The organism is Streptomyces sp. AC558_RSS880, assembly GCF_019049255.1.
Lineage (GTDB): Bacteria > Actinomycetota > Actinomycetes > Streptomycetales > Streptomycetaceae > Streptomyces.
Window position 1 is genome coordinate 476,263 of sequence record NZ_JAGMUJ010000161.1, and the last position, 13,042, is coordinate 489,304.

Here is a 13,042-nt window from a genome sequence, read left to right on the forward strand (position 1 = left end):
CTCGGGCTAGTCGGTCTGGGCGACGGCGACCGTCGGCGAGGTGCGGGAGGCCCGGAGGGCGGGCATCATGCCCGCGGCGGCGGTCACCAGGACGAGGGCGGTGAAGACCGCCGCGAGTTCCCCGGCCGGCACGCTGAACGGGGCGTCCGCCCGGGTGACACGGACCACCAGCCAGGAGTACGGCAGCCCGAGGGCCAGACCGAGGATCCCGCCCAGTACGCCGTAGAGCGCGCATTCCACCGTGACCATGCGGTGCACGGCCGTTCCACCGAGGCCCAGGGCCCGCAGCAGCCCGAACTCACGCTTGCGCTCGACGACGGTGAGACTCGCCGTGGTCGCGACTCCGGCGACCGCCACCAGGACGGTCAGCCCCAGCAGCATGATCACTGTCGTGGCCGTCGTCCGCAGGTCCTCCGACTCGCCGGCCTGTCCGGCCGAGTCCTCGGCGACGACGCGGCCGTCGCCGCGCTCCGGGCCGGTCAAGGTGTCGGTGATGGCCCGCTGTGCGCTTGTCCGCCCCTGAGCGCCGTCTTCCGCGGCGTCGGCGGTGACCACGGTGGGCGCGGCGTCCGCTCCCATCCGGGTGAGATCGGCGGCGGGGACGAAGAACTGTCCTCCCCAGGGGCCGGCTCCGGTCAGCGTCGCCGCCACGGTGAGCTCGACGGGGCGGCCCTCGAACTTCAGCGTCACGCGGTCGCCGGCCTGGACGCCGAGCCGATGGGCACGGTCGGCGTCCACGACGACGTGGGCGGGGCCGAGGTCGTCGAGGGAGCCGGTGCGGGTGGTCAGGCTCACTCCGGAGCGGACGGCGCCGAGGTCGAGGTCGGAGATCGTCGCGCTGTAGGTGCCTTCGGTGACCTCCGCCGTGCGGAAGGCGGTCACGTCGGCCAGGCCGGGGTGGGAGGCCAGATCGGCGGCCAGCGACCTGTCCAGCGTCTCGCTGTCCCTCGGGTACAGGCGGAAGTCGGCGGGTGCCTCCACCGCCTGCCGGTACCGCTCGTAGGCGTCCAGGGAGGCGAGGCAGGTCAGCGTCGAGCCGACCAGGCAGGCGCCGAGGGCCACGACGACCGAGACCGAGGCCGCTCGGCGCGGCGCACCCCCGACACCCGCCACCGCGAGGCGGCCGGCCGCACCGGTGCGGCGCAGGGGCACGGCGACGGCCGACAGCACCGGCCGGACCGCATGGGGGCCGAGGGCGATCAGGGCCAGGAAGGCCAGCCCGCCCGAGAGGACCACGACGGTCAGTGCCGTGAACCGGTCGTACTCCGTGTCGCCCGGCTGGGGCAGCCCGTCGTACTGCTGCCAGGCGAGGAACGCGGCGGCCGCCGCGCACAGCAGGCCCAGCAGGGTCCGGCCGATGCCGCTCACCGTGCTCTCCTCGGACGCCGCGGTGCGCAGGGCTTGCAGCGGGGAGACCCGGGAGGCGCTCAGGGACGGGGCCAGGACCGCCAGGACGGCCAGCAGACCGGTGCCGAGCACGGTGAGAGCGGCCTCCGTCAGCGGGACCTGGGAGGCGGCGGACAGGTCGTGCCCGAACCGCCCGGCGACCGGGGGGACGAACTGCCCGCAGCCCCAGGCCGCCAGCACACCGATCGCGCCGGCCAGCAGGCCGACCACCGTCCCCTCGACGACGAGCGCGGCGGCGAGCCGTCGCGGGGTCGCCCCGATGGCGCGCAGCAGCGCCAGCTGGCGTACGCGCCGTGTGAAGACGATGCGGAAGGTGGAGGTCGCGACGAGGACCGCCGCGCCGACGGCGACCGCGAGGAAGACGGTGACCAGGTCCAGGTTGTCCTGCGCCGCCGCCACCGCCTCGCGGGCCTCCTCGTCCCGCACCTCGTCCCCGGGCCGCACCTCCGCTCCGGGCACCGCCTGCCGGATCCGCTCGGTCAGCTCCGCGGAGACGGACGCGGAGGACGCGGTGTCGGTGCGGATGTCGACGCGGGCGTAGCCCGACGCGCCGAGGATCTTCCGGAGCTGGGGCCCGGGAGCGTACCCGGTGGGCTCCACGTCGTTCGTGGCGGTGCTGCGGACGATGCCGCTGACCTCGACCGTCACCCGTCGGGTGGCTTCGCCGTCGGGCTGCAGCAGGGTGAGCGACGTTCCCGGAGCGAGATCGTATTCCTCCGCGGCCTGCGTGTTGACGGCGAGCCTGCCCGGGCCGGACGGGTACGTGCCGTCGAGCAGCCGGACTTCCGCCAGGGCGCCGGTGCCCGGGTCCGCGGACAGACCGAGGTAGCGGTCGACGGCGCTGCCGCCCAGCGGGATGCCGTCGTCGATCCGGCCGACGGCCTCGACGACTCCGGGCGTCTTCCGGATCTCACGGAGGCGGGACTCGCCGATGTCCGCCCCCTCGTCGCCGGGCGTGACCACGATCGACACCGCTTCGGGTGTTCCGCGGAACTTCTCGACGGCGGTCGCGGTGAGGATCTGCTGGGTCATGACGGTCCCGAAGACGACGAACGCCGCGATCAGCAGCGACAGTCCGGTCGCCATGAACCGTCCGGGCCGTCTCAGGAGTTCCGCCACCTGGGAGCCCAGGACGGTCGCGCGCCACGGATACCTCATCGCCGCCTCCCCATGACGTCGGTGGTGAGTGCGGTGGCCCGCCCGGAGGGAGTGGCGTGCTCGTCCTTCACGACGCGTCCGTCCGCGAGGGTCAGCACCCGGTCCGCGTACCGCGCGGCCGCGGGGTCGTGGGTGACCATCACGACCGTCTGCCCGAGGTCGTCGACGGACCGGCGCAGCATGGTGAGGACTTCGGCGCCGGCCCGGGAGTCGAGGTTGCCGGTGGGTTCGTCGGCGAAGACCACGGCCGGCCGGGCCACCAGCGCCCGGACCACGGCGACCCGCTGCTGCTGGCCCCCGGACAGTTCGGACGGGCGGTGCGAGACCCGGTGGGCGATGCCGAGGACCTCGCAGAGGTGGTCCACCAGCTCGCGGTCAGGGCGCCCGCCGGTCATGGTGACGGGCAGCACGATGTTCTCGTAGGCCGTCAGCTGCGGCAGCAGGTTGAACGACTGGAAGACGAACCCGATCCGCTCCCGGCGCACCCGGGTCAGCCGCCGGTCGGACAGTCCGGTGATCTCCGTCCCGTCCAGGACGATGCTGCCGGAGGTGACGGTGTCGAGTCCGGCGACGCAGTGCATCAGGGTCGACTTGCCCGACCCGGAGGGGCCGACGACGGCGGTGAACCGGGCGCGCCGGATGCCGACGGACACCTCGTCGAGGGCCCGTACCTCGGTGGTGCCCTGACGGTAGGTCTTCACCAGGGCGGTGGCGGTGATGACGTCGTCCGGTGCGCGGTCGCGGGCGGCGGTGTGGACAGCCATGGGGACGGTTCTCGCGATCCGGGTCAGGCGCCGAGCGGCGGCATGGAGAGGGTGACGCCGGAGTCCGAGCAGTGCCCCTGCGCCTCTTCCTGGAGGTTCTTCACGTCCTTCGCGGACGGCGCTTCGGGGGACTTCTGGGCGGTCGCGAGCGCCCATCCCTCGTACCGGGAGATCTTGGCTCCGAGGTAGCCGTCCTTCATCTGCGCGCGGCGCTCGTCGCCGGTCTCCTGCCACCACTTCTCCGCGTCCGGCACGGGGCCGGTGGAGATCTCCTCGGCCTCGGTGATGATGCGCTGCGCCAGCCGGCAGTCCTCGGCGGAGGCCTGGCTGAGCTCGTCGCGGTCCAGCCACCAGTAGCCCGCCCCGGCGGCCAGGGCCGCGGCGATCACGGCCGCGGCCGCGCCGATGACGAGACGGTTGCGCTTGCGGTTCCGCGTGGTGGGCGTGGTGTTCATCGGGTCCTCCAGAGGTCTTCTCGGCCGCGTTCGGCGACAGTGAGAAGTCTGGAGTTCGGCGGCCCGCCGGACATCGGCCACGGATCCGAGATCGGAGGCGGCGGATCTGGCACACCGGACGGGGTGATCCCTGCGCCCCCGGGGGGCAGACCCCGGGGGCACTTCTGCACCCTCAGGGGGAGGGACGGACCAGTCCGGACTCATAGGCGAACGCGACGGCCTGGGCACGGTCCCGCAGGTGCAGCTTCGCCATGAGGTTGCCCAGGTGCGTCTTCACCGTGGCCCCCGCGACGTACAGCTCCGCCGCGATCTCGGCGTTGGACAGCCCTCGGGCGACCAGGGCGAGCACGTCCCGCTCGCGCGCGGTCAGGGCGTCCAGCCGTTCGGCCTGTCCGTTCGCCGGTGCCAGCCGGTCCGAGACCCGGTCCAGGAGCAGCCGGGTGATGCGCGGCGCCACCACCGACTCCCCCGCGGCCAGGACCCGGATGGCGTTCACGACCTCCGCGGCGGGGGCGTTCTTCAGCAGGAAGCCGCCGGCTCCGGCGCGCAGCGCCGCGAACGCGTCCTCGTCGTTGTCGAAGGTGGTCAGCACCAGCACCCCGGGCGGGTCGTCCCGCAGCATCAGCTGCTCCGTGGCCTGGATGCCGTCCATGACGGGCATGCGGATGTCCATGATGACGACGTCCGCCTCGACCTTGTGCAGCAGGTCGAGGGCGTCCGCCCCGTTCTCCGCCTCCCCGACGACCTCGATGTCGTCCTGACCGGCCAGCACCATGGAGAACCCGGCCCGGATCAGCGGCTGGTCGTCCACCACGGCCACCCGGATCGGCCTGTCTGCCTGCGTCATCACTTCTTCCTTGTCGGAATCGAGGCACGTACGTGCCATCCGCTGCCGAGCCGGGGGCCGGCCTCGAAGGTGCCGCCGGCGAGCTCCACCCGCTCCCGCATCCCCACGAGTCCGTTCCCTCCGGAGCCCCCGACGCCGCGGCCGGCGAGGGTGCCCGCCCCGTCGTCGGCCACGCTGATCAGCAGTGTGCCCTGCTCCTCGTGGAGCCGGATGTCGACCCCGGCCCCGGCTCCGGCGTGGCGGAGCACGTTCGTGAGGCACTCCTGGACGATGCGGAAGGCCGTCATCTCCTCCGCCGGCGCCAGCCGTCCCTCGCCGACCTCGATCGACACCTCCACCGTCAGCCCGGCGGCCCGTGCGCGTTCGGCGACGACCTCGATCTCGTCGAGGGTGACCAGGCGCCGTGGCGGGCCGCTGTCGGCGGAGTCCGGGTTTCCCTCGCGCAGCACCCGGACGATGCGGTGCATGTCGTCGATCGCGTCCCGGCCCGTGGCGGCGATCGTCTTCAGCGCGGACCGGGCCATGTCCGGCGACTTCCGCAGCACGGACTCGGCCCCGTCGGCCTGAAGGATCATCACGGCCAGGCTGTGCGCCACCACGTCGTGCAGTTCACGGGCGATGTCGGCCCGCTCCCGGGCCGCGGCCAGCCGGACGCGCTGCTCCTGTTCCCGCTGGACGTGCACGGCGCGGTCCGCCTGGCTCTCGGCGTAGAGCCGCCGCGTGTGCAGGACGAAAGCCGTCAGCCAGACCGTCAGCGTCAGTCCCCAGAAGGTCAGCAGCACCTCGAGATCGGCGAACGGCTCGATACCCAGGGGCGGCATCCCCACCGTTCCGGCCAACGTGGCCAACAACACCGCGGCGCCCGCGAGATACGGCATCCAGGTGGTCCGGGAATGATGGACGACCGAGATCATGGCGAACAGCACGGCCACGTCGTACGCGGCGGGCGACGACGCCAGCGGGGTGTCGGGCGCGTCGTCCAGGGCGAACTGGACGACGGTCAGCGCCAGGACGGCCACCATCACCGTGCCGGGGAACCGTCTGCGGGCCAGCAGGCACAGTGCCATCAGCAAGCCCAGGACCAGGTCGTAGTCCTCGCTGTATTGATTCGCCGCGATCAGGACCCCCAGCGCCATGGCGATGTCGCAGGCCCGGGCGACGGCGCGGCCGTACCGGCCGGACAGCGTCATCCACGACGACGGGACCGGGACCGTCCTCTCCTCAGTCAACCGTCGTACCTTTCTCCTCCGGCAGGGGCGCGACCGCGTGGCCCGCCGGCACAAGTGCCCGCGGGCCGCGGTGACTTCGGGGTGAGGACGGTGTCCTCACCCGCCCATACTGCCTCAGCGCGCGGCACGGCGGTGCCGGGCACCCCACGCGGGGAGGCGCCCGGCACCGGTCCGCGGCTCAGCGGTTGTCACGCATGAACGCGCGCACCATGTGGCACGTGGTGTCCGACGGCGGGTGGACGCCGATCAGTGCCGCCGTGGTGCGGATCTTGTCGTTGCGGGCCTGGCCCGGCAGGTAGACGCCGGAGTCGAGCAGGGCGATGGCGAGCCGCATCGCCTTGAGCCGGCGGTTGTGCGTGATGTACCACTCGCGCGGGCGGCCCGCCGGGAGCGGGCGCTTCTCCACCGGGGCGCAGGGCAGTTCGAGCAGCACGGGACGCTTCGCGGTGGACTGGGTGGGCAAGGGCTTCGGCTTCAGTGCGGCAGCGGGCACGGGCATCCTCCTGTCGCGGTCGGGGCGGCCCGCCGGGATCCCCGACGACCCCGGTACCACCCTCGAACACTGCTTCCAGTTTACTGCCCCCCACTGACAATCAGCAGACCTGAAGGAGCCAATAAATCCCCTGGTGAGCACCGGTTTTGACAGAGCGCCACACCGGTCCCGGGAGACACGCGCACAAGGGTGGAGAATTCGAACAACGACAGGGCGGCGTACCGTGGGCGGCATGGAGATCTGGATCAATCCCGCCTGTTCCAAGTGCCGTAGCGCCATCAGCCTGCTCGACGCCGAGGGGGCCGAGTACACCGTCCGCCGGTACCTGGAGGACGTGCCGAGCGAGGACGAGATCCGGGCGGTGCTGGAGCGGCTCGGGCTGGAGCCGTGGGACATCACCCGGACCCAGGAGGCCGTCGCGACGGAGCTGGGGATCGAGGAGTGGGCGCGGGACGCCGGCACGCGGGACCGCTGGATCGCGGCGCTCGCCTCGCATCCCAAGCTGATCCAGCGGCCGATCATCACGGCGGACGACGGTACGGCGGTCGTGGGCCGCACGGAGGACGCCGTACGGGACGCCCTCTCCCGCTGACAGCCGTGTGACGCAGGCCACTTCGGCGAGTTGACCCGACCGCTGAGCAACTCTGTTCGGTATCTCGTACATAGCGGCGTACGCTCCCCTACCTCTTCAGGAGGCGCGCATGTCGCGCAGGAGAACTCTCGGCTCGAAGAAGAAGCTCGCGCTGCTGCTGAGCGCCGCGACGGTGGCGGGAGGCGGGGCCTTCGTCATGGCGAACACGTCGAACGCGGCGCCGCCGGCCACCACCAGGTCGGCGGCGGAGTCGACCGTCTGCCAGGGTCTCGCCACCGCGCTCGGCAACAACCAGAAGTTCATCGAGGGCCAGCGGGCCGCCCCCGACGCGCAGTCCGAGGCGCGGATCGCCAACCGCGAGGCGGTCATCGCCCAGATCCAGCGCCAGCAGGAGGCGTCCGGGTGCACGGTGGGGGAGTCGGCTCAGGACTCCCAGGCCGCGCGGCCGGAGCAGCCCGCTCCCTCGCAGCCGGCCGCGGGTGACCAGGGCGGCCAGGTCTCCGGCGAGCAGGTGTGCACCGGGTCGACCGTCACCCTCTCCGGCGAGGACGGCGCCCCGGCCGCGTCCAGCAACCAGTTCCCGGCCGGTACGAAGCTGAAGGTGACCAACCTGGACAACGACAAGTCCACGACGGTGGAGGTCACCTCGGTGTCCGGCAGCTGCGTGCTGCTCAACAACGCGGCCTTCGAGCAGGTCCGCGAGGCCGGCAAGTTCCTGATCCGCCGGGCGGTGATCGAGAAGGTGGGGTGACGCCCGGGTTCGTCGCGGATTCCCAGGGTCCGCCGCTCCCCCACCGGGGCGGCGGACCCGCCCGCGTCCCCCGCGACCGGGCACGCGTGCTCACACGGCGGGGCGGCACACGGCGGTGTCAGGTAACACGGGGTTCACATTCGGGCAATGGCCGGGAAATCGCCTGTTGACAGGCTGCGGGCATCGACGGCGGCGCCCCAGTGCCGCAGCGCCGCAGCACCCGCACAAGCGCCCAGACCCACCCCCGAAGGATGTGGACCGTGAGCTTCAAGGCCGAGTACATCTGGATCGACGGCACCGAGCCGACCGCCAAGCTGCGTTCCAAGACGAAGATCCTGGCCGACGACGCCAAGGGCGCGGAGCTGCCGATCTGGGGCTTCGACGGCTCCTCCACCAACCAGGCCAAGGGCCACAACTCCGACCGCGTCCTCAAGCCGGTCTTCGTCTGCCCGGACCCCATCCGCGGCGGTGACGACGTCCTGGTGCTGTGCGAGGTCCTGAACACGGACATGACGCCGCACGAGACCAACACCCGTGCCGCGCTGGCCGAGGTCGCCGAGAAGTTCGCCGCGCAGGAGCCGATCTTCGGCATCGAGCAGGAGTACACCTTCTTCAAGGGCGCCCGCCCGCTCGGCTTCCCCGAGGGCGGCTTCCCGGCCGCGCAGGGCGGCTACTACTGCGGTGTCGGCTCGGACGAGATCTTCGGCCGCGACGTCGTCGAGGCGCACCTGGAGAACTGTCTGAAGGCGGGCCTCGGCATCTCCGGCATCAACGCCGAGGTCATGCCCGGCCAGTGGGAGTTCCAGGTCGGCCCGCTGGCCCCGCTGGAGGTCTCCGACCAGCTGTGGGTGGCCCGCTGGCTGCTCTACCGCACGGCCGAGGACTTCGAGGTCTCCGCGACCCTGGACCCCAAGCCGGTCAAGGGCGACTGGAACGGCGCGGGCGCGCACACCAACTTCTCCACCAAGGCGATGCGCGAGGGCTACGACGCGATCATCACCGCCTGCGAGTCGCTCGGTGAGGGCTCCAAGCCGCTGGACCACGTCAAGAACTACGGCGCCGGCATCGACGACCGCCTCACCGGTCTGCACGAGACCGCCCCGTGGAACGAGTACTCCTACGGCGTCTCCGACCGCGGCGCCTCGGTCCGCATCCCGTGGCAGGTCGAGAAGGACGGCAAGGGCTACATCGAGGACCGCCGTCCGAACGCCAACGTCGACCCGTACGTGGTGACCCGTCTGCTGGTCGACACGTGCTGCACCGCGCTGGAGAAGGCCGGCCAGGTCTGATCCGTACCGCAGTCCGCGCGAGGGCGTCCACCGTGGGGGGGGTGGGCGCCCTCGCGCGTTGTCCGAGCGGTGGAAGAGGGCTCCTGCGGACCGCGGGTGTCTGCTTCAATGGGGGACATGGCCAGCTTCCGGAAGTACGACGCGACGGGTCGCCGTGACCTCGAGCCGTTCTGGCCCTCCCGTCAGCACCACGACTTCGACCGGGTGTGTTGTCGCGCGACGAACGCGCCGGCCCTCTAACGCCCGGATCCTCTCCCGGCCTTCGGCCGGCGCGAACCGCGTACGTCCCCGACGAACCCCTTCGCGCGAAAGAGCTGACGACTCATGGCGACCACCCGTTCCCTGCCCTCCGCCTCCCCTTCCGCCCCTCCCCGGCTGCGCGCCGTCGACCGGGACGAGGTGGTGACCGTCGCGGACCTGCTGCCGCCGGGCGCCACCTGGCTGCCCGCGCCGCAGAACGCCCTGCCCGTCCTGCCCGGCCGCCCGCCGATGGTCGGCTACCTGGTGCTGGTCCCCGCCGACCGGCAGCCGCCGTTCCCGGCCGCGGTACCGGAGCCGGCCGGGCACCCCGACGGCGATCCGCTCATCCACGTCGACACCACACAGCGCACCGCACACGTCGACGGACGGCAACTCGACCTCACCTACCTGGAGTTCGAGCTGCTCGCCCACCTCGTGGCGCACCCGGGCCGGGTGCACACCCGGGACCACCTGGTCGGCACGGTGTGGGGCTACGGCCATGTCGGCGACGGCCGTACCGTCGACGTCCACATCGCCCGGCTGCGCCGCAAACTGGGCGCCGGGCACCGGGACACGATCCGCACGGTGCGCCGGGTCGGCTACAAGTACGTTCCGCCGGCGGGGCGCTGAGCCGGCCCGCGTCCGGTCTGCCGACAGCAGATTCCCGTTCCCTCACGCCGCCCGGCCGGGCAGAGTCACCGGTATGAGACTTCTGGTGCTGGGTGGTACGGAGTTCGCGGGCCGGGCCGTCGTCGAGGCGGCCCTCGGGCGGGGCTGGGAGGTGACCGTCTTCCACCGGGGCCGGCACGGGGCCCCGAAGGGCGTGCGGACGCTGCTGGGCGACCGCACCGCGCCCGACGGTCTGGCCGCGCTCGACGAGGACCCCGGGGAGTGGGACGTCGTGGTCGACACCTGGTCGTCCGCGCCGCGCGCGGTGCGGGACTCGGCGCGGCTGCTGCGGGGCCGCGCCGGGCGGTACGTGTACGTGTCGAGCTGCTCGGTGTACGACTGGGCCCCGCCCGCCGGGTACACCGAGCGGGCGCCCGTGGTGGAGGGCGCCTCCGCCGACGCCGACCTCACGGACTACGCGCGGGACAAGCGGGGCGGTGAGCTGGCCGCCGTGGACGCCTTCGGCGCGGACCGGTCGCTGCTGGTGCGGGCGGGACTGATCCTCGGGCCGTACGAGAACGTGGGCCGGCTGCCCTGGTGGCTGGACCGGATGGCGCGCGGCGGGCCGGTCCTCGCGCCGGGTCCGCGTGACCTGCCGCTCCAGTACGTCGACGTCCGCGACCTCGCGGAGTGGATCCTCGGGGCGGCGGAGCGGGGGCTGAGCGGGCCGTACAACCTGATCTCGCCGCAGGGGCACGCCACGATGGGAGAGCTGCTGGAGGCGTGCGCCGGGGTGACCGGGGGCGCGGCCGAGCTGCGGTGGACCGCGCCGGAGGTGATCCTCGAAGCGGGGATCGAGCCGTGGACGCAGCTGCCGGTCTGGGTGCCGCCGGGCAGCGACCTGCACGACGCGCTGCACTCGGCGGACGTCTCCCGGGCGGTCGCGGCGGGGCTGCGCTGCCGCCCGGTCGCCGAGACCGTGGCCGACACCTGGGCCTGGCTGAAGGACATCGGCACCGCGCCCCAGCGCCCGGACCGGACCGTCAAGGGGCTCGATCCTCAGGTGGAGGCGAAGGTGCTGGGGACGCCTCAAGGGGTGTAGCCAGCACCACCCCCGGAAACGGGGGCCCGGCCCAGTGCCCCGTCCGTCCGGCTCGACCAGACTGTTGCCATGACCACCGATACGAAGAGCGGCGACATGCGAACCGGGGGGCGGGCCATCGGGCTCGCCGCGATACGAGGGCTGGCACTCTGCCTGGTGTCGCTGCCGGGGGCGGTGCTGTGCTTCGTGCTGTCCGTCGTGTCCATCGCGCTGATCCCGATCGGGGTCGGCATCGTCACCACCCCGTACGTGCTGACGGGCGTGCGGACGTTCGCGAACTGGCGGCGGGTGCTGGCGGCGGAATGGGCCGGGGTGCGGATCCCGCCCTCGTACCGGCCGATCCCGCGGGGCGCCAACCCCTGGGGCCGGACGTTCGGGATGCTGGGCGACCCGGCGACCTGGCGGGATCTGGGGTGGCTGCTGGTCGACATGACCTTCGGCTTCGTCACCGCGCTGCTCCCCCTCGCGCTGCTGGCCTACCCCCTGGAGGGGCTCGCGCTGGCGGCCGGCCTGTGGCGGGTGATGCCCGACGGGTACTGGTACGGCTTCGTGCCGGTCTCCGGCCAGGCGTCCGCACTCGGCGCCGGTGCCCTCGCCCTCGTACTGCTGCTCTTCGCGCACTTCTTCTCCGTGCGCCTGCTGCACGTGCACTTCCTGCTCACGCGGGCCGTCCTCGGCTCGGGCCGGGGTGAGCTGGCCGAGCGGGTGCGGGTGCTGACCGAGACCCGGCGGGACGCCGTGGACACCTCCGCCGCCGAGCTGCGGCGCATCGAGCGGGACCTGCACGACGGGGCGCAGGCGCGGCTGGTCGCCATGGGCATGGACCTCGGGACGATCGAGGCGCTGATCGAGAAGGACCCGGCGAAGGCGCGTGAGCTGCTGGCGCACGCCCGGCAGTCCTCCGCCGAGGCGCTGACCGAGCTGCGGGAGCTGGTGCGCGGCATCCATCCGCCGGTGCTGGCCGAGCGCGGGCTCGGTGACGCGGTGCGGGCGCTGGCGCTGCGGCTGCCGGTGGCCACCGAGGTGACCGTGGAACTGCCGGGGCGGGCCGAGGCGCCGGTGGAGTCGGCCGCGTACTTCGCGGTGAGCGAGGTGCTCACCAACGCGGTGAAGCACTCCGGCGCGGACCGGATCTGGATCGACCTGCATCACGCCGACGGTCATCTGCGGGTGACGGTCACCGACAACGGCAAGGGCGGCGCGGTGATCGGAGCCGGTTCGGGACTGACCGGGGTGGAGCGGCGACTGGGTACATTCGACGGCGTCCTGGCCGTCAGCAGCCCCGCGGGCGGCCCCACCATGGTCACCATGGAGATGCCTTGCGCGTTGTCCTAGCCGAAGACCTGTTCCTGCTGCGCGACGGACTCGTCCGGATGCTCGAAGCGCACGACTTCGAGATCGCGGCGGCCGTGGAGTCCGGGCCCGAGCTGGCCCGGGCGCTGGCCGAGCTGGAGCCCGACGTCGCCGTGGTCGACGTACGGCTGCCGCCGACGCACACCGACGAGGGGCTGCAGTGCGCGCTGGAGGCGCGCCGCAGGCGGCCGGGGCTGCCGGTGCTGGTGCTCTCGCAGCACGTGGAGCAGCTGTACGCGCGGGAGCTGCTGGCGGACGGCAGCGGTGGGGTGGGCTATCTGCTGAAGGACCGGGTGTTCGACGCGGAGCAGTTCGTGGACGCGGTGCGACGGGTGGCGCAGGGGGGTACGGCGATGGACCCGCAGGTGATCCAGCAGCTGCTGGCACGGCAGTCGGGCGGTGACCGGCCGCTGGCGCGGCTGACGCCCCGGGAGCTGGAGGTGCTGGAGCTGATGGCGCAGGGGCGGACCAACGCGGCGATCGCGGCCCGGCTGGTGGTGACGGAACGGGCGATCGCGAAGCACACCGCGAACATCTTCGCCAAACTGGGCCTCGAGGTCTCGGACGACGACAACCGGCGCGTGCTGGCGGTTCTCGCGTATCTCGACCACGGCCGGTGAAACCGGACCCACCGCCCCTTCACTCCGGGTACGCGGTCAACAACTTCCGGTGTTCCAGGGCCTGTTGAAACCCATGTGACCGTACGGACCTCTCATCGATTTCCGGGACGGGTGAACACCCGTGGGGCGGCTC

General features: G+C 72.6%; 13 protein-coding genes. 7 read left to right on the forward strand and 6 right to left on the reverse strand.

All coding sequences use genetic code 11. The features are described 5' to 3' along the window. Window positions 1–6: 6 nt before the first annotated feature. The 6 genes from KUM38_RS38225 to KUM38_RS38250 all read right to left on the reverse strand — a co-directional run bounded on the left by KUM38_RS38225 (window position 7) and on the right by KUM38_RS38250 (window position 6,353). Window positions 7–2,565 (reverse strand): ABC transporter permease, encoded by a 2,559-nt coding sequence (locus tag KUM38_RS38225; RefSeq protein WP_217136730.1) that lies wholly within the window; start codon window positions 2,563–2,565, stop codon window positions 7–9. Continuing rightward, on the reverse strand, window positions 2,562–3,266 hold the full coding sequence (locus KUM38_RS38230) for an ABC transporter ATP-binding protein (RefSeq protein WP_374227129.1): 705 nt from the start codon (window positions 3,264–3,266) through the stop codon (window positions 2,562–2,564). Before KUM38_RS38230 ends, KUM38_RS38225 begins: the two co-directional genes overlap by 4 nt. Before the next feature lie 86 nt (window positions 3,267–3,352). Beyond that, complete coding sequence (locus KUM38_RS38235) at window positions 3,353–3,784, reverse strand: hypothetical protein (protein WP_217136732.1); 432 nt, start codon at window positions 3,782–3,784, stop codon at window positions 3,353–3,355. 172 nt (window positions 3,785–3,956) lie between these two features. After that, entirely contained in the window at window positions 3,957–4,631 is a 675-nt protein-coding gene (locus tag KUM38_RS38240; protein ID WP_217136733.1) for a response regulator transcription factor, read from the reverse strand. Then, complete coding sequence (locus KUM38_RS38245; protein ID WP_217136734.1) at window positions 4,631–5,860, reverse strand: sensor histidine kinase; 1,230 nt, start codon at window positions 5,858–5,860, stop codon at window positions 4,631–4,633. Before KUM38_RS38245 ends, KUM38_RS38240 begins: the two co-directional genes overlap by 1 nt. Before the next feature lie 178 nt (window positions 5,861–6,038). Further along, the gene (locus tag KUM38_RS38250; RefSeq protein WP_217136735.1) at window positions 6,039–6,353 is read right to left on the reverse strand and encodes a hypothetical protein; all 315 of its coding nucleotides are present in this window, start codon (window positions 6,351–6,353) and stop codon (window positions 6,039–6,041) included. A gap of 232 nt (window positions 6,354–6,585) precedes the next feature. On the opposite strand from KUM38_RS38250, the gene KUM38_RS38255 reads away from it, so the two are divergent. The 7 genes from KUM38_RS38255 (at window position 6,586) to KUM38_RS38285 (ending at window position 12,909) form a co-directional block, all read left to right on the forward strand. Then, window positions 6,586–6,945, forward strand: a complete 360-nt coding sequence (locus tag KUM38_RS38255) for an arsenate reductase family protein (RefSeq protein ID WP_217136736.1) — start codon at window positions 6,586–6,588, stop codon at window positions 6,943–6,945. A gap of 109 nt (window positions 6,946–7,054) precedes the next feature. Then, a complete protein-coding gene (locus tag KUM38_RS38260; RefSeq protein ID WP_217136737.1) occupies window positions 7,055–7,696 on the forward strand; it encodes a septal ring lytic transglycosylase RlpA family protein in 642 nt (213 codons plus the stop codon). A gap of 260 nt (window positions 7,697–7,956) precedes the next feature. Then, entirely contained in the window at window positions 7,957–8,985 is a 1,029-nt protein-coding gene (gene glnII / locus KUM38_RS38265; protein ID WP_217136738.1) for a glutamine synthetase, read from the forward strand. A 324-nt stretch (window positions 8,986–9,309) separates the two neighbouring features. After that, complete coding sequence (locus KUM38_RS38270) at window positions 9,310–9,855, forward strand: winged helix-turn-helix domain-containing protein (protein WP_217136739.1); 546 nt, start codon at window positions 9,310–9,312, stop codon at window positions 9,853–9,855. A gap of 73 nt (window positions 9,856–9,928) precedes the next feature. Then, window positions 9,929–10,936, forward strand: a complete 1,008-nt coding sequence (locus tag KUM38_RS38275; RefSeq protein ID WP_217136740.1) for an SDR family oxidoreductase — start codon at window positions 9,929–9,931, stop codon at window positions 10,934–10,936. Window positions 10,937–11,005: 69 nt separating this feature from the next. Further along, a complete protein-coding gene (locus tag KUM38_RS38280) occupies window positions 11,006–12,271 on the forward strand; it encodes a sensor histidine kinase (RefSeq protein WP_217136741.1) in 1,266 nt (421 codons plus the stop codon). Next, window positions 12,256–12,909, forward strand: coding sequence for a response regulator transcription factor (locus tag KUM38_RS38285; RefSeq protein ID WP_217136742.1), 654 nt, complete (start codon window positions 12,256–12,258; stop codon window positions 12,907–12,909). Before KUM38_RS38280 ends, KUM38_RS38285 begins: the two co-directional genes overlap by 16 nt. Window positions 12,910–13,042: the final 133 nt, after the last annotated feature.

Bases quoted from the DNA above. Each gene is read 5' to 3' on its own strand.
- KUM38_RS38225 (WP_217136730.1), bottom strand. From the start codon at position 2,565: ATGAGGTATCCGTGGCGCGCGACCGTCCTGGGCTCCCAGGTGGCGGAA.
- KUM38_RS38280 (WP_217136741.1), top strand. From the start codon at position 11,006: ATGACCACCGATACGAAGAGCGGCGACATGCGAACCGGGGGGCGGGCC.
- KUM38_RS38255 (WP_217136736.1), top strand. From the start codon at position 6,586: ATGGAGATCTGGATCAATCCCGCCTGTTCCAAGTGCCGTAGCGCCATC.
- KUM38_RS38275 (WP_217136740.1), top strand. From the start codon at position 9,929: ATGAGACTTCTGGTGCTGGGTGGTACGGAGTTCGCGGGCCGGGCCGTC.
- KUM38_RS38240 (WP_217136733.1), bottom strand. From the start codon at position 4,631: ATGACGCAGGCAGACAGGCCGATCCGGGTGGCCGTGGTGGACGACCAG.
- KUM38_RS38270 (WP_217136739.1), top strand. From the start codon at position 9,310: ATGGCGACCACCCGTTCCCTGCCCTCCGCCTCCCCTTCCGCCCCTCCC.
- KUM38_RS38235 (WP_217136732.1), bottom strand. From the start codon at position 3,784: ATGAACACCACGCCCACCACGCGGAACCGCAAGCGCAACCGTCTCGTC.
- KUM38_RS38260 (WP_217136737.1), top strand. From the start codon at position 7,055: ATGTCGCGCAGGAGAACTCTCGGCTCGAAGAAGAAGCTCGCGCTGCTG.